The organism is Lysinibacillus sp. Bpr_S20 (assembly GCF_023337835.1).
In the GTDB taxonomy this organism is placed as follows: domain Bacteria; phylum Bacillota; class Bacilli; order Bacillales_A; family Planococcaceae; genus Lysinibacillus.
Map to the genome: position 1 here is coordinate 154,331 of NZ_JALNLQ010000009.1, position 22,267 is coordinate 176,597.

General features: G+C 34.4%; 16 protein-coding genes, 1 pseudogene and 1 riboswitch. Of the genes and pseudogenes, 11 read left to right on the forward strand and 6 right to left on the reverse strand.

Annotation, left to right across the window (positions count from 1 at the left end; genetic code table 11):
- The first annotated feature begins 440 nt into the window (after nucleotides 1–440).
- A complete protein-coding gene (locus tag MWJ95_RS19450; protein ID WP_249107006.1) occupies nucleotides 441–2,102 on the forward strand; it encodes a hypothetical protein in 1,662 nt (553 codons plus the stop codon).
- A 100-nt stretch (nucleotides 2,103–2,202) separates the two neighbouring features.
- Here MWJ95_RS19450 and MWJ95_RS19455 read toward each other — a convergent pair whose 3' ends face one another.
- Nucleotides 2,203–2,967, reverse strand: coding sequence for a hypothetical protein (locus tag MWJ95_RS19455; protein ID WP_249107007.1), 765 nt, complete (start codon nucleotides 2,965–2,967; stop codon nucleotides 2,203–2,205).
- Between the two features lie 556 nt (nucleotides 2,968–3,523).
- On the opposite strand from MWJ95_RS19455, the gene MWJ95_RS19460 reads away from it, so the two are divergent.
- From MWJ95_RS19460 to add, 6 genes are all read left to right on the forward strand, one after another.
- Nucleotides 3,524–4,429, forward strand: a complete 906-nt coding sequence (locus MWJ95_RS19460; RefSeq protein ID WP_249075967.1) for a cation diffusion facilitator family transporter — start codon at nucleotides 3,524–3,526, stop codon at nucleotides 4,427–4,429.
- A 321-nt stretch (nucleotides 4,430–4,750) separates the two neighbouring features.
- A complete protein-coding gene (locus tag MWJ95_RS19465) occupies nucleotides 4,751–5,875 on the forward strand; it encodes an ABC transporter (RefSeq protein WP_249107008.1) in 1,125 nt (374 codons plus the stop codon).
- A gap of 16 nt (nucleotides 5,876–5,891) precedes the next feature.
- Nucleotides 5,892–7,106 (forward strand): ABC transporter permease, encoded by a 1,215-nt coding sequence (locus MWJ95_RS19470; protein WP_249107009.1) that lies wholly within the window; start codon nucleotides 5,892–5,894, stop codon nucleotides 7,104–7,106.
- An 11-nt stretch (nucleotides 7,107–7,117) separates the two neighbouring features.
- On the forward strand, nucleotides 7,118–8,044 hold the full coding sequence (locus tag MWJ95_RS19475; RefSeq protein ID WP_249107010.1) for an ABC transporter ATP-binding protein: 927 nt from the start codon (nucleotides 7,118–7,120) through the stop codon (nucleotides 8,042–8,044).
- 145 nt (nucleotides 8,045–8,189) lie between these two features.
- Nucleotides 8,190–9,029, forward strand: a complete 840-nt coding sequence (locus tag MWJ95_RS19480) for an MBL fold metallo-hydrolase (protein WP_249107011.1) — start codon at nucleotides 8,190–8,192, stop codon at nucleotides 9,027–9,029.
- A gap of 433 nt (nucleotides 9,030–9,462) precedes the next feature.
- Nucleotides 9,463–9,561, forward strand: a riboswitch (purine riboswitch).
- Nucleotides 9,562–9,626: 65 nt separating this feature from the next.
- The gene (gene add / locus MWJ95_RS19485) at nucleotides 9,627–10,619 is read left to right on the forward strand and encodes an adenosine deaminase (RefSeq protein ID WP_249107012.1); all 993 of its coding nucleotides are present in this window, start codon (nucleotides 9,627–9,629) and stop codon (nucleotides 10,617–10,619) included.
- A 247-nt stretch (nucleotides 10,620–10,866) separates the two neighbouring features.
- Here add and MWJ95_RS19490 read toward each other — a convergent pair whose 3' ends face one another.
- Nucleotides 10,867–11,775, reverse strand: a complete 909-nt coding sequence (locus MWJ95_RS19490) for a DUF2268 domain-containing putative Zn-dependent protease (protein WP_249107013.1) — start codon at nucleotides 11,773–11,775, stop codon at nucleotides 10,867–10,869.
- A 362-nt stretch (nucleotides 11,776–12,137) separates the two neighbouring features.
- Nucleotides 12,138–13,364: an MFS transporter gene (locus tag MWJ95_RS19495; protein ID WP_249107014.1), complete on the reverse strand. Its 1,227-nt coding sequence runs from the start codon at nucleotides 13,362–13,364 to the stop codon at nucleotides 12,138–12,140.
- Nucleotides 13,365–14,263: 899 nt separating this feature from the next.
- Here MWJ95_RS19495 and MWJ95_RS19500 point away from each other — a divergent pair.
- The gene (locus MWJ95_RS19500) at nucleotides 14,264–14,605 is read left to right on the forward strand and encodes a hypothetical protein (protein WP_249075974.1); all 342 of its coding nucleotides are present in this window, start codon (nucleotides 14,264–14,266) and stop codon (nucleotides 14,603–14,605) included.
- Nucleotides 14,606–15,012: 407 nt separating this feature from the next.
- Here MWJ95_RS19500 and MWJ95_RS19505 read toward each other — a convergent pair whose 3' ends face one another.
- Nucleotides 15,013–15,288 (reverse strand): YqhV family protein, encoded by a 276-nt coding sequence (locus MWJ95_RS19505; RefSeq protein ID WP_249075975.1) that lies wholly within the window; start codon nucleotides 15,286–15,288, stop codon nucleotides 15,013–15,015.
- Between the two features lie 412 nt (nucleotides 15,289–15,700).
- Between MWJ95_RS19505 and MWJ95_RS24745 the strand changes: the two are divergent.
- Nucleotides 15,701–15,979 (forward strand): annotated as a pseudogene (locus MWJ95_RS24745) (glutamine amidotransferase-related protein); the annotation flags it as partial.
- Nucleotides 15,980–16,821: 842 nt separating this feature from the next.
- Complete coding sequence (locus tag MWJ95_RS19510; RefSeq protein WP_249107015.1) at nucleotides 16,822–17,838, forward strand: alpha/beta fold hydrolase; 1,017 nt, start codon at nucleotides 16,822–16,824, stop codon at nucleotides 17,836–17,838.
- A 561-nt stretch (nucleotides 17,839–18,399) separates the two neighbouring features.
- Here the strand turns inward: MWJ95_RS19510 and trhO are convergent.
- Entirely contained in the window at nucleotides 18,400–19,356 is a 957-nt protein-coding gene (gene trhO / locus MWJ95_RS19515; RefSeq protein WP_249107016.1) for an oxygen-dependent tRNA uridine(34) hydroxylase TrhO, read from the reverse strand.
- 551 nt (nucleotides 19,357–19,907) lie between these two features.
- On the opposite strand from trhO, the gene MWJ95_RS19520 reads away from it, so the two are divergent.
- Nucleotides 19,908–20,636, forward strand: coding sequence for a DUF981 family protein (locus tag MWJ95_RS19520; protein ID WP_249107017.1), 729 nt, complete (start codon nucleotides 19,908–19,910; stop codon nucleotides 20,634–20,636).
- A 150-nt stretch (nucleotides 20,637–20,786) separates the two neighbouring features.
- Here MWJ95_RS19520 and MWJ95_RS19525 read toward each other — a convergent pair whose 3' ends face one another.
- Nucleotides 20,787–22,220 carry a SulP family inorganic anion transporter gene (locus MWJ95_RS19525; RefSeq protein ID WP_249107018.1) on the reverse strand — a complete coding sequence of 478 codons (1,434 nt, stop codon included), beginning with the start codon at nucleotides 22,218–22,220 and terminating at the stop codon, nucleotides 20,787–20,789.
- Nucleotides 22,221–22,267: the final 47 nt, after the last annotated feature.

Here is a 22,267-nt window from a genome sequence, read left to right on the forward strand (position 1 = left end):
TATAGTTCTCATCCCGTTAGAGGAAGGAAAAATCATAGAATAAATCTTATAGAAATTTTAGAATTGCTACTTGGTTCTATCATGCTTGAAATTACTTTGTTCATGCAATATTTTACCTGCATCCGTGATTAGTATTTTTTTCTAGACAATCGAACAGTGAACGCTGATGGCTGAGCGTCTGATAAACTTCCGACAATCGCTGATAAAGTGAACAAAACCGCTGATAAACTATGACAATCGCTGATAAATCTTATTTTAATGTTACAAAGATTTCTCAAACTGAAGATAGAGCATTGTACTAGCTTAAATAATGAGTGAATCTTTAGTTAAATTCTCAAAACTTAAATATATAATGTCCGAAAAATTGTTTTTCTTATTTACCACTGGTATAATTTTGGTAACTTTTATGTAGAAGAATCGTTACATTTTGGAGGGACAGTTTGTTTAAAAGAAAAATCTGGAGTGGCATTTTATGTTTCGCGTTAGCCGTCATGATTTTAACTTCATGGCCATTAAAAGAGGATGACTATAAAGAAGTTGAACCTAAAGACAGCGTTTCCCTAGAATTACCAAACTCCGCACAATTACATTTGGAAGCCAATGGTTTACTACTACAAAAAACCAAAAGTGCAAATGACACATATATTCATTCAACGGATCAAACAACTTTCTATAATTTATTTGAAGATGGGGAAAACAGGGGTTCCATTAAGGTCACTGTACGAGAAATCGATAATGGGGATTTCTTCATTTTCACTCAATTACAAAACAAAAGCAGCAAAGGTTATAGTGCTTCAATATCGTACCCAATCAGCGGAAATATAAAGTATGATTTAACAGATTTCGAACGTCAGGAAATACAACATGAGCATGATCATGTATACGGGGTAGATCCAACCACTTATCCTATTGGTCTGTTAAAAGTAAAGGAACATGAAAATTTAGTGACCAATATGATGATCAGCCGAAACTACATATCGAAAGAACTGTTTACCAACTATGAGAACGGGGGCAAGAGTGTAGTCCGGGAATTGACGAGTGAAAATAAGGACATGAAATTAACGAATGATGATAATGGCCTTACTATAACTCTTCCACTTCAATCAGAAGGAAATGATTTATCTGAAAACTGGCTGTTAGTGTCACAAAAGCCTCTGTTTAAAAAAGAAGAAGTGCTCGATGAATGGATTAGCCAAAGTACAAAACAATACAAAGAAACGAACAAATGGTATACAGCAGAAGGGCCCTATTCAAAACTCCCATGGTCGATCGAACCTGAAACAAAATTAGGATATGGGCGAAATTTAGTGAGGATCCAAGATAAAAAAGCCTTAAATTACTTTGAAACTACGCGGGAGCGATACTTCTACGATTTGCTATTAAATTCTGTTGCGAACTTATTTATTTTTCAAGGAGATAAAAAAGGCTTATGGGAAACTGAGTATACGAGTACGTGGTTGAAAAAAGATTACGGAATCCAAGCTCCCTATACCGATACTAGACATAACGAGAATGTCGCGCTATTCCTAAAAAAAACAGGAGACATACTTGGCATCAAAGAGCTCAAAAATTCGACCATCACTTATGCAGACTTTTTGGTCGATCAGACGAAAAACGGCAACATAATCGAAGTTCCAAATGGTGGTTACCTGGTGACCGATTATTATTCTCCCCAGCAGACAAAGAAGACACATACATCGTTAAATCATGCGTTAGGAGAAATGAACTTCTTACTAGAATCCTATCAACAAACAAAAGAAAAAACCTATTTGGATGTAGCCCAAAATATGAGACGGGGTGTTGAAAACATTGGTGAAAAATGGTTACGAGAGAATGGAGATGTGTGGTATCAGATGAATAGTGATTTCACTTTTGAAGGAATTGATTATCCTCTCTTAACGTTAGAAGACTTACTGAAGTCTCAACAATCTTGGGAAGCTGTTGGAGAAAAACGAAGTGAACTGTTTGATCGGCTCATTCGCTCAAAAACACGATATCTCGTGAATAGTAATCAGGAAATTCTTCGACCAGTAGCGGACCTTCTCACCAACCAAGGATTCGGGGATATCATCGAAGGATACAAGAATATTCCTAAGTTTTAATAAAGCCCATTATGTAAGAAGCTATTTTGATTGTCTTTTTCAAAATAGCTTCTTTGGATTTAACTATAAGTTCAAAAATTAATCTAACGTCGTCAAAATTCTAGCTTCCCATTTGACAGTGTTTACACCATCGGCGAGTCCTATGGGTAAAGTAACAAGCTGCTATGCCTAGCATAATGCCCCAAAATAAGAAGCAAACATAAGTGACGATGAAAATGGGGAAGAGCAGTCCTCCCACAGCAAAAGGCAGATGGGTAGAACTCATTATTTGAAAGAGTACTGTCGCAAGACCAACAATTCCTCCAATTGTCAACAATGCACACGCTCCAAAGGCGACGAAAAGTACAAGCCAGCGTGGCAATTTCTCACCCCAGGGCTGCACCAAGGCTAGAGCAAGAACCACAGCAAGCGCTGCTAAAATTGCGGTGTAGTCTAACTGGCCCACATGTCCTGTAGCTAGTGCGACTTCCCTATTAATGTAACCTAGCGATCCCCCAGCACTCCAGTATACTTTTAATCCTCCATAGAACAGGGCGGGAATGCACGAAAAATAACCGGCATTTCTGGCAAATGTTCTCCATCGAGCAGATAAAGGAGTAGTGACTCGACCACAGAAGAGGCAAGCCTGACGTAACCAGCGATGATAAATAAGTGTTCTTACACCCCATAAAATTCCTCCTGTTAAGAAGAGTCCTCTAAGGATAAAACCGGCTTTATCCACCGTTAAAGGAATGAAACCAAGGAGACGAAGAGCATCAATGACAATCAGACCCGTCGATACTCCAAGTAATAATACGGTACACGTTAACCAGGCAACCATGAGGAGAAGCCAGCGTGGGAGGTTTTTTCCCCAAGTTTGTACCATGGCAAGCGCCCCCGGGATGGAAAGGATACAAATGCTGCCCGCAATCAACGTATATCCTCGGAACATAGAACTATGGAACAGTTCACCGATTTCGTGACCATAGTTATCAGGAGGAAGACCAACCATTCCACCACTCGCCCAAAAGAAGTAGACGCCCGCGAACATTAGTCCCAAAACACACCAACCATAGGTCACCCATATAGTCCAGCGTGGCTGACCACTAAAAACAGAGATTGGAATAACATCTTTTTTGTTAATAGTTGATATTTCTTTTCACACTCCAAATTCATAAAAAATACAATATATACCAATTGTAAATCTTCACGTAAAAGTTTGCAATTACCTTTCTTAAAGATCCCATACTAATTTGGTCTAAGGAAACTTATTTTTATGCCCTAAATTTATTTAGTAATGGTGAAAAAGGTTGTTGTAGACCCACTCGATATTCGTCTGATATCATAGTTGAGTATTAATTAAAGGTAAAAGATTAAGGGTATTTGAGGAGAATTCTTTCCCTCATTTTTAGTGATAAAACTCTTAATCGGAGGAGAAATAAATGGTTAGTGAGAGAGAACAAATAAGCAAAAAAGTTGCATGGATTGCACTTGTATCCAACCTAATTCTAATGATAGGTAAAATCTTTTTTGGTCTTTTTGGTGGTAGTGAGGCTGTATTTGCAGACGGAATTCACTCCGGGGCAGATGTAGTAGCTTCGATTGCTGTGCTAGCAGTTGTAGGGATCTCAAATAAACCACCTGATAAGGATCACCCTTTTGGACATGGTAAGGCAGAGGTGATTAGTGAAGCAATCGTTGGGATTATTTTAATAATAGTTTCAATATATATATTAATAGAAGCAATTTTAGCATTTTTTGACAAGCCAGGTGTACCACAATACAGTGCATTAATAGCTGCAATAATTTCTTACATAGCGAAAGAAATATTATATAGATATTCTATTAAACAGGGGAAAAAGTGGAATAGTAAGGCTATTATAGCGATTGCCTATGATCATAAGGGTGATATTGTCGCTTCCCTTGCAGCATTTATAGGAGTTCTCTTAGCAATTATAGGAAATGCAATTGGATGGACATTTTTGTTATACGCGGACGCTATCGCAAGTGCTTTAGTAGCTTATTTTATTTTTAGAATCGCAATGGAATTAGTTAAACCTTCTGTTGATGTTTTAATGGAAAAAAGCGTGGATCAGGATCTTTTAGACGGTTATGAAGCTACGATTCATGAATTTCATCAAGTAAAACGAATAGACAAAATCCGCGCAAGAGAACACGGTCACTATAAGATTCTAGACGTTCGTCTATCACTCAATCATGATTTAACTATTAAACAAGGCCATGATATAGCTCGTGATATTAAAAATGAACTATTAAATAAATACCCAGATGTTGGGGAAGTCCTTATTCATATTAATCCTTACTTTATAGAAACGAATCAAAACTAAACTACAAAAACGTGCAGCTCATAGCGCGGGGTAAAGCTAATGCTGAGGAGCATACAGCTTGTAATTAACTATAATAATAAACGTAACATGAATTTTATTTAAAGAGCATGCTTTTTACTACAAGAGGTAAAAGGCCATGCTCTTTTTCATTTTATACAAAAGATGGTGCTCAGGTATAGTCCCTTTTAAAAGTCCTTTGGAAAGAAGGGGATTGAAGTGATATACAAAATTTATTTCGATACACCTCAAATGTAAGAATTGTAAAAATATTCATAATATCTTATGATTACTGTAAATGCTTTGATCGAAAATGCGAGGGGGATGCCGGTGTTAAGAGCATTAAAAATAGGTCTAGTTATTGAGCGAGGTAATCGTAAAAATTTGGTCGCACTAGTTGCAGTTGTCATTATCGTTTTCGGCTTTATGTTTTATATACAAGCACAAGCCCTTGGCAATCAAATTGTCGAGAAAAAGGGTGATTTTTATTCAGCGCAAGCTACACTATCAAAGTTTCAAGTTAAAGACGCTTCAGAAACAGGTGATGGAAGCGACTTATATAAAAATTTAGTTAAACAAAAAAGCAAGATTGCTTTACAAATAGCATCATTGACGATGGACAAACAATCTTTATATTTTGAGACTTCGCTGCAACTCGCAGAATTAAGAAAAGAGGCATTCGAATTAGAAGGCTACGAAAATATTGCAGAACTATTACCTTCTAAATTGCAAAATTCTATGAACTATCTTTATTTTAAGAGGATGATTGATGAAGAAAAGGATACACAATCCAATTTATTTCAGTACATTCCGTTTTTATTATTTTTCTTTATTCACGTTGGAGCAGGCTGGTACATATTTATTAGCTTCCATACAAGCTCTATTTTACTAGATGATTTTGAGCATACTAGTATAATTCAAGGCTTTCCTGTGCAATTTGATCACTATATTTTATCTAAATGCATAATTGCCTTTTTATCCATAATAACAAGCATTTTGCTCATTTTTATTTGCTCAATTCCATTATGGGTCTTAAATGGACTTGGTAACCCATTAGAGCCTGTAGGGATATATGTAGGAAATGCCACATTAATATCTACGATTCAATATATCGCAATGAGCGTTGGTTATATGATCTTAATTTCAATTTTTGTCATGCTGCTGTCGATTATTTTAAATGTGTTACTAAAAAATATGTATTTAACATTATTCGTACACTTTATTTTATTCTTTTTACCGATGATTTTTCCATCTCTTATTAGTTTAATCCCTTATAATCCTTTTAATTTCATGAACTTCAATGATATTTTACGAGGCGTACCAGTAGATTTAGCGAAGCCTGTTGATATTTCTATGAATTTAGGCTTAATCATCATCTGTATTTGTATTATTTTAATGCTATTTGTCATTAAAACATTTTTCTCAACAGGAAAAATCAAAAGGGCATAGGGGAGGTATTATAAGCATGTGGAGTTATTTCAAATTTGAAATTAAACAGTTTTTTACAAATAAAAAAAACCTAGCAATCTATTTTTTGCTTGCTTTTGCAACCCTTTTTTATGCATTTAAAATAGCGCCAACTTACAATCCAATTGAAAGTGTTGACTATGACGAAATTGAGGCGCGCTATTTAACACGTCAGGAATTTTTAGATCATATGGAAGGTAGTGATTTAAATGGTGTTCATCCTTCCGTTATTTATGCGATTGGAATATTTAAGGAAATTAACCCTATAGATAAAAAAAGATTAGATGCATTAGATGAGGGGGATTTAAAACAATATGCAGATTTAACTCGCGATTGGTACTACTTTACGAATTCGTTTACTTATAGAAATGAGGCATTTTTTTCATATAACTCAAAGTATTTTATCGAAAATAACAAGTATGCAGAAGATGATGCCTTTTACGCCTATTTAGAGCAGGCTGTCCGTTATGATGCTTATTCGAAAGCAGATTACGAGTTATCATTGGATATTTTTGAACAACGCACAGCGCTTCAAACGTTCGAACGCTTATTAAAGGGATTACTTCCAATTATATTAATTGTCTGTGTCCTTCTTTTATCAATTGATATTGTTAAAAAGGATCAACGTCATCCATCTATTTTAAAGGGGTTTCCAATTAGCGATTGGAAAAAGCTACTTGTGAAAATGTTCGTTGCACTACTAGGTAGTGTGGCATTATTTGCACCGCTTCTAATTGGCTTCTTTATCATAGGCTTGCATTCCGGTTTTGGGAATTTCAATTTACCATCTCCTATGTATGCAGCTCAACTCGATTGGCATATAGAAGGTCAATTTGAAATGATGACATTAGGTACGTTTATAGTACAATCCTTAACGTTGCTATTTACATGGTTTATCGTCATCATCAGCGTTGTACTTTTATGCAGTATTCTATTCCGCAGCGAGATGGTAAATTTCGCTGTTGGCTTGCTCCTTATTTTCGGCGAAAATTTTTATGCCAGCCGTTACGTTGGCTATTTCTGGGACGTTCAAAACTATCCGACATCATATATTCAAGTAGGACAAATTATTTCAAAAAGGCGAAGTTTTTATTATATGAACAATAATTTAGATTTTACTTTAGGTTTACAGTTGTTATTTGGACTAGCAGGAGTTGTCATTTTGTTAATGATAGTTATTGCATTAAATAAGCGATATAAGTTAATGAAGTAGGAGGGGTAAAGATGATTGAAATTCAAAATATTACCGTGCAATTTGGGCGAAATAAAGTGTTAAATGATATTTCAATGACATTTGAGCAAGGCGAAATGATCGGGCTTGTTGCACCAAATGGAACGGGAAAATCCACATTTATGAATGTGTTGATGAATTATGTGAAACCTCTCAATGGAAAGGTAGTATTTAAAGACAGCCTAAGTTACTCGAATAAATCAAATGAAGTGAAAATTCATAAATTCGTATCGATGATGCCCGATCAAAGTGACTTGTATAATCACTTAAGCGGACGCGAGCATTTAAAAATGTTTGCAACAATGTGGCAATCCGATGTAAAACTGATTGATGAAACAATCGAAGCATTAAATATGAAACACTATGTGAATAAAAAAACAGGCACGTATTCCCTTGGTATGCGCCAGCGTCTATGCTTTGCTATGCAAATAGTCGCAAATACGGAAATTATGATGATGGACGAAGTAATGAACGGCCTTGATCCAAATAATGTAGAAATTATTTCTAACTTATTATTACAGAAAAAGGCGGAAGGTAAGATTATTATTATTGCTTCGCATTTACTAGATAATTTAGAGAAATATGCAGACCGCATTTTCTTATTTAACAAAGGGAAACTAGTTGATAGCAATCAAATCATTGAAGGTTTTAGTCAAGCGCAAATTAAAACGATTCGGGTAAAAAATATGGCAAGTGATACTAAAAAACAATTTCAAGAGCTATTTCCAACTATAAAACTTCAAACACTGACAAATGGCATGTCACTAATTCATTTACCGAGTTCTGAAGCAAGTTTATTGAGTTCGCTTACATCTTTTTTAGTTGAGAGAAATGTGGTGGATTTTGCATTTGGAAAAGTTACATTAAATGATTTGTATTCAATGTATTATCACGAAGATCAAAATGTGGCAGCCATTTGATTGATCATTAAAAAAGCCTTGAAAAATAGCCTTTTATTAAACGCTTGGAATAGTATCCAAGCGTTTATTAATGCAAATATTTTGTAAAATATGTGATTGGACTTCAAACTATTTTGTTATAATAAATAGAAAAGGGAGGGATTGTATGAAATTAACCGTTTTAGTAGATAATAATACTTTAATTGATCGTTATTTTTTAGGGGAACCAGGGCTTTCTTTTTTTATTGAAGATGATGGTAAACGTATCCTTTTTGATACCGGATATTCTGATACCTTTATAAAGAATGCAGATAAAATGAGAATTGATTTAAGAAATCTTGATTATGTTGTCTTGTCACATGGGCATGTGGATCATACATGGGGACTTACGCATTTAATTAGACTACATATGGAAGCAAAAAATGAGGAAATACTACATAATACACCTAAGATTATTGGGCATCCATTGGTTTTTAACACAAAACTAATTGATCCTGTAGGAGAGATAGGGAGTATCTTATCTCATGAAAAGTTAAGTAGACACTTTCCAGTCCGATTAACGAAAGAACCATTATGGCTAACAGATCGACTAGTATTTCTAGGGGAAATTAAAAGAAAATTTGATTTTGAAGGAAATGATTGTATAGGGCAAGTTGTGACAGATCAAGGGAGTGTTAACGACTTCGTGTTGGATGACACAGCAATCGTTTATAAGTCTTCAGAAGGTTTAGTTATTATCGTAGGATGTGCACATTCTGGGATATGTAACATTATTGAATATGCCAAAGAGGTATGTCAGGAAGAAAGAGTAGTTGATATTATTGGAGGATTTCACCTACTAAATCCCACGAAAGAGCAGTTAGACAATACAGTTCGTTATGTAAAAGATCTCAATCCTATTAAGCTTCATGCTTGCCATTGTACAGATTTACACTCTAAAATAGCTCTTTCGACAGTTGCTTATTTAGGAGAAGTTGGTGTAGGATTACAACTTTCCTATCTGTAATGGGGAAGTAAGTATAACTTGACTTTAGAATTGTTGGTATAAAAGAAAAAATTGCTCCGTTACATGGGTCAATGACATAATTGGTTACTAAGTTGAATTTCTTAAACGTTTGTAATGACTTTAAATGCTTACTTCATAAATGCAACCAAAAAGGAGCAAATAAAATTAGCACAGAATCATTTTAAACCCAGGTCTCAATTAATGATGAGCCTGGGCATTTGCGTTTATTAAAGCTTTCTAAGGGGAGATAACTCAATTGATGTAAGATGTAGAGTTTCATCCAATAATAGTAAATCAACTATAGAGGTATAGTTCTTTCTACGCCAGCCAAATATATGGAGTTTGCACTCAAATTTAGTTTTAACAATTAAATTTCTGATATGCTAGGGCACCATGTTGACAATCTACTATTTTTTTATTATTATTTTAAAAACGTTAGGAATCAATATCATTTCGTATAACCCCAATAATATGGTTTGGGGGTCTCTACCAGGAACCGAAATTCCTGATTACGAAGAAAGTACAAAACTTGTATTTTCTTTGTAGTCAGGAATTTTTTTGTATTTTAAACTAAAATTTTATTTCAGGAGGTTAAAAATGAACTTTTTAACATTGCCCAAAATTGAACTTCACTGTCATTTGGATGGAAGCTTAAGGGCTGAAACAATTATCGATATTGCACAGAAGGAAGGCATTCAGCTACCCTCTTTTGATAAGGATGACCTACAGAAGGAGTTGATTGCTCCGTTAGAATGTGAATCCCTTGATGAGTATTTAAAAAGATTTTCTCTTCCTAATTTGGTCATGCAGTCCAAGGAGAACTTAAGAAGAATTACTTTTGAGCTATTTGAGGATGCAGCAAGAGAAAATGTGAAATATTTAGAAGTTAGATTTGCCCCGTTACTTCACACATTACAAGGCCTTGGTGTTGAAGAAGTTATTCAATCTGTTATAGAGGGGATGAGGGATGCTGAAAGCCGTTACGAAATAAAGGGAAATATCATCCTATCTTGCATGAGGACGATGTCTGTAGAAAGCGCATTTGAGGTGGTTGAAAAGGGGAAAAAGTTCCTCGGAAAAGGTGTGGTGGCAATTGACCTATGTGCATCTGAAGAAGAAGGATTTTGTGGAAAATTCGTAGATCCAATCGCATTAGCCAAAGAATATGGCTACAGAGTTACTATTCATGCCGGTGAAACTGGAATTGGTAAAAACGTGCTAGAAGCCGTTGAACTGTTAGGTGCCGAAAGAATAGGACATGGCGTATTTATTAAAGATTGTGCCGAGGCTTATAAGATTGTGAAAGAAAGGCAGATAGTGCTTGAAATGTGTCCAACAAGTAATGTCCAGACGAAGGCTGTTCATCATTATTCAGAACATCCGATTTATAAGTTCCATAAAGATGGAATAAAAGTGACATTTAATACGGATAACAGAACAGTATCAGATACTACAATGGCAAAAGAAATCCATTTAGTTAACAACGAATTTCATCTAAGTGAAGAAGACTATCGACAAATTTATATAGATAGTGTAGAAGCATCCTTTGCAGACCAAAAAACGAAAGAATGGTGCTTGGCACAATATTAAAGAAAATTAGGCTAAGCAACAACTTAAGTCTTTAATATCATCATAATCTCTTCATGCATATTTTATCTTGAAAAATAAAAAAGACCAAACATGGTAACGGGTTCTGTTTTGAAGTACAAAAAGCAAAATCGCAGGTTAAAAATTAATTAGCATACAAAAAGGTACTGCAATTGGCGGTACCTTTTTGTACAACTTAGTTTGATATTTCGTGAATCGAAAATGAAGTTAACTTCAAACTTGAAAATAATCAATCGAAAAATTTAGAGACTCTAATTATTTCTTCAGTAGGAGTCAGTGTCGCTTCGGCAATACTCTTGTTACTGTTGACTAAGTATTGCTTAATCAAGTGGTAACCAATAGTATAACCTGCATTCGCTGATAAACCAACTGGACTGTACCCTCGTTTCTTAGCAACATCATCACCAAACATATATGCTGATACTTCTCCAAAACCTTTAGCCATCCGTCCTTCTTTTATCACTTCGATCGAGTACTCCATCTCTTCTTTATCAAAATCTGCAATCCAAGGTCCTATCAACTCTTTCCCATACATCTCTTCAGCAAAACATTCGGCTAAACCTTCCAATACTATATATTCTTCTACAGTCACATCACCGTGATTAAATGGTTCAAATGTAAAACGAACATTATGATTAAACTCGTGAGCTAAAGCTGATTTTAATCGTTTCTTATTAAAGTCATTTGGAACAATCATTAGCATAATATATCCTGGTATACCACCAAAACCTGAATACCCTTTATTTACTTTCATTTCTTGACTATCTTCATCCCCTAAAAGAATATTTACGTAGATTTCTTCTAGTGGAATAGAATAACCTCTCTTTTCAAATTCATCAATTCCTTTTGAGATCACTTCCTGATATTCTTCAAAAATCCCAGACTCTATAAGTTCTGGAAAATTATCCTTAACTTGTTGAATAGATTTTCTGGGAGTCCAAATCCCTAACATCTCTGATGCCATAACAATATCGTATCCATTAGATTGCGTTGCTTTTAACGGTACATTTAGATAATCCCACATTGTTTTCATTGGTTGCATCAATTCATATCGGAATGAATTCTCATTACCATTCCCTAATAAACACTTATCATAGAAATCTAAGCTATTGATTAAGTTGATTTTTAATTTTTCCACATTATCTCCTCCATATCTAATAGCTTAATCCTTTACGCAACGTCAATGTAAAGCTTTTAATGCTTTATATTGATCTCTATTTTTAAATGATAAAACAAACATCTTCTTAAACTAACTCGCCCCGTTGAATAACACATTAACTAATTCGAGCTGAAAAAAATTATGTATTCACATCGTTATAGAACTTTCTATATGTAACTTTATTAATGCGATTTGATATACCAATTCGTATAAAAATTGTTAAAAGCCGCTCTATACAAAAAAGGATATCAAATCATTGCGATTTCATATCCTGTTTATAGTGTTTTTTAGAGTTTTGTACTTGAAAACAGAACCCGTTACAAACATGGTCTTTTTTTATTTTAAATAATGTTTTGTTTTAACGGTACTTTATGTGGGATAGCCCATAAAATCATAAGTATTAGACAAGTTGTCGATGCGAGCCAGAACAGATTGTAAAGTCCGATTTGTTGTTCCAGACAATATCCTGCAATGGGTCCAAGAGCTGCTCCTAAATCAAGGATGATGGTATAAGTCGTCATTAATAATAAACGGTTTGTCATTTTTGAGGCATAATCAGTTGCAACACCATCCAGAACGGTGGTAATGACTGATGCCACTAAAAGATGAACCAGAAGGATAGGGAGCCAAAGGACTAGCTTTAATGACAATGGTATCAAGAATAAAAAGATGGCTGCACTTACTAAGCAAAGGACCAATACCATGTTTTTTTGTTTAGCACGGTCGAATATGTCCCCAATTTTCGGTGTTAAAAAAGGTGTTATTCCCCACCGTAAAGCCTGCATACCACCTGAAAGGGTTGCTGCACCTACTATAAATCCAAACAAATGAATGTGGTTCGTAAATTTCTCCTCTATAATATGACTCAAAGTGGCTGTTAACATGCCGTCCAAAAGCATGCTTAAAAGAAATGCGGTAACAAGGATTTTTAGAAACATTTTGTTTTGTAATGGTTTCAACCATGTAAACCGAGTTTGTGTTAGTGGTTTATTGTCATGTTCCATTTGGAGTGTTTTCGGTAAGTATTTAAAAACCAACGGAATGCTCAAAAAGACCATGCTACCCAAGATCAAAGCAATTAACTTAATCCCAAAAAGGTCGGCTAAAAATCCTCCTAACAGCATCCCAAATAAACTTCCGAGACGATACAGACCATTATATGTTCCCATCAAGTTACCACGATTAGAATTTGTCGAGTATTGAAGCACCAATAAATATCCACCTAATTTAAAAAGCGACCACGATAGCCCCCATATAGCACGCATTAGAATCCATAATGGATATTCTTTAATAAAACCATAACTTAACGTAGTTAATCCACTTAATAGAACGGCAAATAAAATTAAATTCCGAAAACTAATTTTCTTATAGATATACCCAATTAGCGGATTTAACGGTAGCCTAACAAACCGATTAATAGATAAAATAATACCTACCTGCACCAAAGATGTTAATCCAACTGACCTCCAGTGTGTCGGCAACACAATATAGAGCATGGAATCGCCCGCTAGGCAAATGGCTGTGATTAGTGCGATGGCAATAATAGATTGCTTATGTTTGTGACTCATGTACGACCCCCTAGAGAAAACCAGTCACTGCTGTTAGACTGGTTTATATGTAACTGAAACTTAGTGCATTTTATCACAAACAATGTATTTATAGGGTACTTTTTTGTCGACCATAAATGAATGCCTCCAAGTTGTTGAAAATGCTAATAAAGAGACTGAAAAAGGAATTTATTTTTACAATAAATATTCGATTACATAAAAAGATGGGTTTTAGAATTACAGTATGTATCCGAGTTTAAAATGTACCCTTTGTAAAGGACATAAAAAAAGAAAGTGCCTTTTGATTAGAGCTGTGAGAGCAATCGAGATAAGCAACGGTACGTGTTAATGAATCTCGATGCGTCTCATGGGCTTTTTATTAAACTCAGTTGGGCAAATAAAAAGTAGTTTTTGCCTATCGTCTGGTGGTACTTTTAAAATAAGCTTTATCACGATTAATGGTAAAGGGAAAATTGCTCTAGGAACGAACTTGCTCAGAATGAAGGATGGTCTTTTCGTTATAAAAACTTTTCAACTCAAAGGTATTTTACGAACTATTCGAATTGAACTTCAATACAATATTCGTGTTTAATACATGAATGTGCGATTTCTCCATCGGCTGAATCCATCATTAATCTCCCAAAACACGAACATTATAATATATATGCTGAACTTATGATGGTCTAGTCGGGATTAATACCAAAGATGAAGGCCATATTAAAACAAATTTAAAAGATAAAATTTTTTTGTTCTCGGTGATCACGTTTAAATAGGGTGAATAGCCATGATCCGTTAAAAAGGTTAAGTAGAGGTTTTTTAAAACCAATAAGAAATAGTTGTTGATGGATAAGATCAAACACAGTTGGATAAAATATTTGTGAACTAAAAAGTTCAGATTTCAAGGATTGGGAGGATTAAATATGTCATCTGAAATGGGAGAAATACATCGTACTGGTCAAGACATTAACGACGGAATAGTGCATTTTGGTGGGCAAGCTGAGAGTGTTTTTAGTTCATTGGCAGAACAAGGTCGACTTTCAATACAAAAGAAAGCAGACGCATTAGCTGCACAGTATCTTGAAAGTAATCCTAATCCAGACTATTATGATTGTGTTGAAATGGTAGCAGAGGGAGTTTTAACAGCAGGGAACGAAATAAAGGATAGCAGTGGTTCTTGGGGAGACTCAGTGGATGCAGCACTTGGTGCAGGTGTTGCCATTCCAGCAGCAAAAATAGCTTGTAAAAGAATATCGATGTCTTAACATTCATTATTGAAAAGCGTAGGCGTAAAAAGCTTATGCTTTTTGATATTTATTGATTTCTTTTATCCTCTCCTCAATAAGTAATTTTAGTTGTCAGGACATGTCTGCAAGTTCTTGACTATTTACAAAGAATTATTCGTTCTAACTACCGTTTAATCTAGATTCTCCTTAAGACCAAGAAAATATTCAGCTTAACAATTAATTGGACTTTCGATTGTAGACAAAAATATAACCTAATCCCCCCGAATATTGGACAGCATTGATTTCAGCTTCGTACAGGTTAAGCACACCCACGTTAAGATTGGCAATTAAGTCTCTGGAATAACGGGCGACCTAACGAAGAAAAAAGCCATCTCCAAATGAAAAGATGACTCAGACTTTATTAATTTTTTGGGAATATATTATTATTACTTAATATGTGAGCTAATTAAAATAAGTGTAATTCCCGTAAATAGGCAGATGATTCTCGTCACAGGAACTTTATCAGCTAGTCCAAATAATGCAATTGCTGTCGTTACGATTAAAACTGTTGGGCCAACCAATGCGAGCATTGTATTAATATAGAATGCTTTTTCTAAATTATTCAACTTTAGCATCAACAATCCAGCACTTACTTCTATACTTCCAGACAATACACGTAAAATAACCATAGCAAGAACCGATTTTTCAATAATTGTCATCATCCAATCTTTATAGATAATTTTCTCTTATATTATAATTCCATCATTAGGATAATTATAGAATTCTATTTTAATGAAATATTTAAATCAATATATGTATGATTCATATCAAATATTCTTACACTATTATGCTTTATAGTGTTAAGTTAATAAATGATATTCTAGTTAAAATCAAAGAATTTAAACTAGAATCGTTTTATAAATCCGTTTTCTTTTTTTAAAAGAAAATAGTATAGGTGCATATATTAAAATCATATAGATTATAGAAAAGATAGTACTTTTAAAAGATACAAGCTTACAAATATCTCATTTGAACCAAAAAATGATTCCAAAGAATTTAACCAGGGATTTCAATTAAGGTTATAAAAACTTGTATACAGAATTGCTGGTTCTAGGTATTTGATTAGGTCATCAATCGATAGAAGAAGCATTTGGAGAGAAAATCATTCAAGCTCAACAAATTAAACACAGCTTATATTCAGCGCTTAATCATACAAATGCTGGACTATTTAAGTATTGTCCAAAGTCAGTTTCTGTTATGCGATATCATTCACTAGTAACCTATAAAAACACACTTCCTGCTGAACAATTGCAGCAATTGCTGAAGATGATCATGAGATTAAGGCCATTCAGAATACGAAATATCCGGTATTTGGCTTGTAATTTCATCCCAAAAAAGGGGGAGACTCAATGATTCAAATATTTTTAGATTCTTAGTGTAAAGTTTATGGTTACGGTATTTTTAATCTTTCAATTAAACTGGAGGGAATCAAAATATTCTTAAAAGAATCATTGCTTTCTTTTTCTGTTCAAACTCAACATGGGTATAGATTTGAATCGATGGATACTTTCATGGCCAAGGAGTTCTTGAAGTGTTCATAATTTAACGTTTTCTTTATATAACGCAAGTGATGCAACGTGAAGAGGGTAGGCGGAAGGCCTGCCTTTTTCAACACATCTTTAAAGATGACATGCAAACCGCGCGATTTAATTTATGATTTTTATTCAAGAAATGCTAGAAGCGGCTTTAAGTGAGGATGAAGGGGCAATATTCGTTTTTTTTACCCTTTTCCATCAATTCGAATCGTTTCATTTACCAAATCAATTTGTTCCCATGTTAATGAAACAAGTGCAGAGCGTCTCAGACATGTAGTATTCGTGACGAGCTAGCGAACCATGTGCAAAGGGTGAAACATAAAAAAGTGCAATGTATCAATGAAAGAGATGGAGTTAAAGTGTGTTGTACGATGAAAAAATATAAATCTATAAAGGGAACGTTTACAAAATTGCGTCAAACAATTTAAAACGCCACTATACGGCTGAGCTTGTTTTAATTTTATTTTCCACAACTTACGGTGAGTAGTTTTTTTGATTTTTCAATTTTCGAACTATTTAAAACAAAACTTGAATTTGAAATATTAATAGCAAAGGATATACTATTAATATTATCTAGAAAAAGCAAAAAATGAGGAAATACAAATAGTTGTTCACTTGATTTCACTAACGTTTATAATCTATTCCAGAAAGGATTAAATAATGGGACTACTATGGGCCAAAAAAGATTTTAAGCTTTCCGCTTCAGGTGTTAGTGAAGTTGTAAAGACGAGAATTGGGGGGATTAATCAATATCTATTAATTCAGACGGAAAATATTAATAATCCTATTCTGTTGATGCTTCATGGTGGACCAGGTTTTCCTATTCCTGGCGTATCAAATCGTTCTAGAGATTTTGCTATGGTTACAACAACTAAAGAGTTAGTTAAGCATTATACGGTGGTCTTCTGGGATCAACGAGGAGCCGGTAAGACGTATAGTCGTAAGGTCTCATCGGAGACATACACCCTCTCTCAATTTATTCAAGATGCAAAGGAAGTCATTCATTATTTAAAAAGCCGATTTAATCAGAAGCGCATTTATCTTGCAGGACATTCTTGGGGGTCTATAATGGGGCTTCGATTAGCACAAGAAATACCCAATGATTTACACGGTTATATTGGATTCTCCCAAATCATTAACTGGGTTGAGAATGATCGCTTGTGTCTACAATGGACACTTCAAAAGGCAAGATCACTTCGTAATTCAAAAGCCGTAGCTGCGCTTGAGGCATGTGGAGAACCTCCATTTGTAACAAGCGTAAAGCAGTGGACAACACTTCGTACTTGGATGGCGAGATATAATTCGATGATTTATACAGATGAACAAGTAAATCCAGGGATGAAATTAATAATGTCGATTTTATTACGGTCACCTGAGTATTCAATCATCGATATAATCAACACATTCCGTGGATTTCAGCTTAGCTACACGCAAGCATTAATAGAGGAGTTCGCACAAATTGATTTTGCCAATACAATTACACGACTTGACATTCCTGTCATGTTTATTCATGGTCGTAAGGACCTTCATGTATATGGAAAAATAGTTGAAGAGTTCTATATGAAGTTGGATGCCCCACAGGGTAAGCAATTCATCTGGAAGGATAAATCTTCTCATATGTTTCATCCTGAAGACGCTGAAGAGAATGAGCGAACTCTCATTTGTTTGTTACAGTGAGGGACTTATTCAAGAAAAATAAAAGTACTCTAATAGTGTTTTGATTGCCTTTGACTGTTACAATCTTTTTCTTCCACCTTGCGAAATGTATCTAATAAGAACATGTATTGTGCATTTTTTACCAATATTCATAAAAAAATCTTTTATAAATCCTTTGATTATAAATTAAAGTATAGAAAGGCGTTGAGTGGGTGGATGATTTAAACAAGAAAGAGTAACTAGCAGAGAGGGGCTAAGCTCCCTCGCTATAAACACCCTCCAATTATTATGAAAAAGAAAAGAATTTTATCAATTGACTGGTTAGTGTTTATCATTATTGTTATTTCCTATATTGACTTAGATTTTGATGCAATGAATGTAATCAAGTGGATATGGTTTTGGGTATCAATTTTGTGGCTTGTAATATTTATACTAAAAAATCTACCCTCCCAGAATGGTAATGAATAAACACAAATAACGGATTATCAGAAACGCATAGCTCCGTACCAAAAACAATTTCTTTCGACAGGGCTATGCGTTACTTCTTGTTATCAGATTTTTTTATAGTTCAGTTTTATTCCCTTATGCTAAATTCAATGAATTCTCCAATATAGCAATACGTTTGGTAACCTCTTCGTGAGAAATATCATGAATTTTTATATAACGATTGTGTATATGTTTTGTACATTCAATCGTACAGCCACCTAAGTGTTTCGCCTCATTCTCTTCTGAACATAATATCTGTTTATTACATTCAGGATTAGCACAATTAATGTAACGTTCACATGGAGTGCCATCAAAATGATCCTTACCGACAATAGTTGGGCTTACTTGATTTATTGGAACAACTAGGCGTTCGTCAAATACATAGCATTGCCCATTCCAAAGCTGACCTTTTGCGATTGGATCTTTACCATAGGTTACAATTCCACCGTGTAGTTGACCTACATCTTCATAGCCTTCTCTCATAAGCCAACCAGAAAATTTTTCGCAACGTACGCCCCCTGTACAGTAAGTTAAAATACGTTTACCTTCTAGTAATTCATGATTGTCTTTGATCCATTTAGGTAATTCACGAAACGATTGAATCTCTGGTCGTATTGCGCCTTCAAAGTGACCTACATCAAATTCATAAGTGTTTCGAGCATCAATAACAATTGTGTCAGGTTGCTGCATTTCTTCATAAAAATCAGCAGGTGCAACGTAACGACCTGTCATTTCGAGCGGGTCAATATCGTTTTCTAAACTTAAATTAACGAGCTCAGGTTTTGGACGCACATGCATTTTTTTGAATGCATGACCTTCTGCCTCATCAATTTTAAACACAATGCCTTTAAATAATGGATCATTTTTCATCATTTCTATATAAGCGTTAGTTTCTTCAATTGTTCCAGAAAGTGTACCGTTGATGCCCTCAGAAGCAACTAAAATACGACCTTTTAAATTCATTTCTTTACATATTTGCAAATGCTCCTTCGCGAAGTCCGCGGGGGATTGAATACTTGTATAATGGTAATACAGTAAAACTCGATAGTTCAATTTATTTTCCACCTATCATTTATATTTTCAGGTTAAATACATCAAAAAATCCTTAGCTAAAATTAGTCACTGGCCAGATAAATTACTATATAGCTCATCGCTAAAAAACATCAAAAAAAACACCATTGTACTTAAGATGTACAAGATGCTGCTTGTATAAGCGTGCCATATAACAAACGCATTACGTAGTATATAAAAATTAATGTAATTGAATGTATTAGTAGTAGTATTTTTTGACTACGTAATGGTTGTATAAGATTTTCCTTAAACTTTTTAACTAAAAAGTATAAATGAAATATACAACTTATATTCGTATCCTGTCTTCAGACTTAGGTCTGAATTATTATTCAAATAGTAATATCGTTAAGAGCTTATTTGGTTCATTTGTAAATAGATACAAAGAAAAAGTTTATAACTTTTGAATTTTCTTTCGGTTTCAGGTAAAAAAATAAAGCCAAACTAATTTATTGACAACTTTGTAACAAAGGAATATGATTTATTTCGAAAACAAAATATCTCAAATTCGAGATATACAGAAAGGAGTTTTTTATATGGTTATCGATTGGTCAGTAACAGAAGTCTATAACACCATTATGGCGGTTTCAACCGGCATTGGTTTATTATTAATACTTCGATTTGCTTCCCATATAGCTAAAGAAAAAGTTGGACAATTAGAAGGGTGGGCAATAGGCTTTGGAATACCAGGGTTTATATTAACAATAACAGGAGCTCATATGAGCTTTACCTGGCCGTTGTCGAAAATCGGATTCCCATTTGATGATATTATATTTGGCGAGCCTTCATTAGCATTTGGTATTCTGCTTATGGCTGTATCCATCTTATTATGGAGAAAATCTAATCTCTATTTAAGACAGGGTATTAATATGGACGATTCGAAAGTAGTTTCAAATACTTTAAAGAAAGAATTGCCATACTTGATAAAACCTTTATCTTACTTTGCGGCGGCAATGGGATTAGCACTTATTTCAATTGCGTGTGCAGGTATTAAATTTCAATTATTTGCAGCACCGCCAGAAGAACCAATATCAGGAGCTTTTGCCGATTATCCAATGATTGAAGCTACTTTTATGTCTTTATTATTCGCGATTATAGGGATTGGAGCAGTATTATTACCGTTTGCCTTAAACAAAAACGCAAATCCGAATTTTGCTAAAGCTATTAAATTCCTTTGGACAATTGCAGGTATTACCTTTGTTCTATTTGGAGCTATGAATTACTTTACACATATCGGATTGATTGTTAATACAATGCCTAAATAGCCCTAAAATCATCATATTGTAATAATGTCATAATATAATCTACAAAAAAGAACGACAAAAGGAATCGGGAAGTTCACATCCGATTCCTTTTGCCATTTTTACTTCTTTATTATGTTTAAAACACGGTAATTTACTTCCCTGTTTCCGTACTTAACTAGAGGAAGAAATTCCCCCTAGTCGATTTATAACTTTCTGACTAAAGGCATCCAATCCCATTACTTCAACGTCAATCCCTTTTTCATGGAGTAAATCTTTTACTTTATATAAAGAGCCTACACCAGAATCATCCCAAATACGACTATTTGAAAAGTCAATAATGATTTGAGAAGTATGGAATTCGGTACTTTTAAAGTAGTTAATAAAGTGATCAGTTGAGGCAAAGAACAATTGTCCCTCTATGTTATAAACGTCTCCTTTTTTTATTACTTTCAATGTTGAAATTTTCACCACAAAGAAGATGGCACTTAAAATAATACCCGCAATAACTCCTTTTGATAAATCATGTGTGTAAACTACGATGATCACTGTTACTAGCATAACAATTGCATCAGTACGAGGTGCCTTTACTAAATATTTAAAAGAACCCCAATTAAATGTACCGATACTTACCATAATCATAATTCCTACTAGAACAGGCATAGGAATCTTAACGACTAAATCTCCTAAAACAATGATTAAAAAGATTAAAAATAATCCCGCTACAAGTGTCGATAAACGCCCACGACCACCAGATTTAACATTTATGACAGATTGACCAATCATTGCACAACCGGCCATACCACCAAAGAACCCATTAATAAAGTTAGCAATTCCTTGTCCTCTTGCTTCTTTATTTTTTTCACTTTCAGTTGCTGTCATATCATCTACTATTTGGGCCGTTAATAAAGATTCAAGCAGACCAACAATTGCTAGTGCTATTGAATAAGGGAAAATAATTTGAAGTGTTTCAAAAGTAAAAGGCACATTAGGAATGTGGAATGTTGGAAATGCTTTCGTAATACTTCCTAAATCTCCAATTGTTCTTAGTTCAACACCGCTATAAATTGCTACAGCAGTTAATACAACGATTGCTATTAGTGGTGCTGGAATTACTGTGATAAATCGTGGTAATGTATACACAAGTAAAAGTGTTACAGCCACAAAAATATATGTCATATTAGAAATGCCGATGAAATGGGGCACTTGCGCTAAAAATATTAAAATAGCTAATGAGTTAACAAATCCAATCATCACTGCATTTGGGATGAATTTCATTAACTTAGCTACTTTGAAGAAGCCAAATAATATTTGTATAATCCCTGTCAGAATAGTGGCAGCTAATAAATAATCAAGCCCATATTCTTTTACTAACGGACCCATAAGTAAAGCCATAGCTCCTGTAGCTGCAGATATCATGCCTGGTCTACCACCAACAAATGCTATAGTGACGGCAATACAAAATGAAGCATATAATCCTACCATAGGGTCAACACCTGCAATAATAGAAAATGCTATCGCTTCGGGTATAAGGGCAAGTGCTACGACTATTCCTGCTAATATATCGGCTCGGATGTTTCCGAACCATTGTTGTTTTAAACTTTGCATAGTTGTCTCCTTATTATTAAAATTCTTTGAGTATCATAACATCTAAA

Bases quoted from the DNA above. Each gene is read 5' to 3' on its own strand.
- MWJ95_RS19455 (WP_249107007.1), bottom strand. From the start codon at position 2,967: ATGGTACAAACTTGGGGAAAAAACCTCCCACGCTGGCTTCTCCTCATG.
- MWJ95_RS19460 (WP_249075967.1), top strand. From the start codon at position 3,524: ATGGTTAGTGAGAGAGAACAAATAAGCAAAAAAGTTGCATGGATTGCA.
- MWJ95_RS19465 (WP_249107008.1), top strand. From the start codon at position 4,751: ATGCCGGTGTTAAGAGCATTAAAAATAGGTCTAGTTATTGAGCGAGGT.
- MWJ95_RS19470 (WP_249107009.1), top strand. From the start codon at position 5,892: ATGTGGAGTTATTTCAAATTTGAAATTAAACAGTTTTTTACAAATAAA.
- MWJ95_RS19475 (WP_249107010.1), top strand. From the start codon at position 7,118: ATGATTGAAATTCAAAATATTACCGTGCAATTTGGGCGAAATAAAGTG.
- MWJ95_RS19480 (WP_249107011.1), top strand. From the start codon at position 8,190: ATGAAATTAACCGTTTTAGTAGATAATAATACTTTAATTGATCGTTAT.
- add (WP_249107012.1), top strand. From the start codon at position 9,627: ATGAACTTTTTAACATTGCCCAAAATTGAACTTCACTGTCATTTGGAT.
- MWJ95_RS19495 (WP_249107014.1), bottom strand. From the start codon at position 13,364: ATGAGTCACAAACATAAGCAATCTATTATTGCCATCGCACTAATCACA.
- MWJ95_RS19500 (WP_249075974.1), top strand. From the start codon at position 14,264: ATGTCATCTGAAATGGGAGAAATACATCGTACTGGTCAAGACATTAAC.
- MWJ95_RS19505 (WP_249075975.1), bottom strand. From the start codon at position 15,288: ATGATGACAATTATTGAAAAATCGGTTCTTGCTATGGTTATTTTACGT.
- MWJ95_RS19510 (WP_249107015.1), top strand. From the start codon at position 16,822: ATGGGACTACTATGGGCCAAAAAAGATTTTAAGCTTTCCGCTTCAGGT.
- MWJ95_RS19520 (WP_249107017.1), top strand. From the start codon at position 19,908: ATGGTTATCGATTGGTCAGTAACAGAAGTCTATAACACCATTATGGCG.
- MWJ95_RS19525 (WP_249107018.1), bottom strand. From the start codon at position 22,220: ATGCAAAGTTTAAAACAACAATGGTTCGGAAACATCCGAGCCGATATA.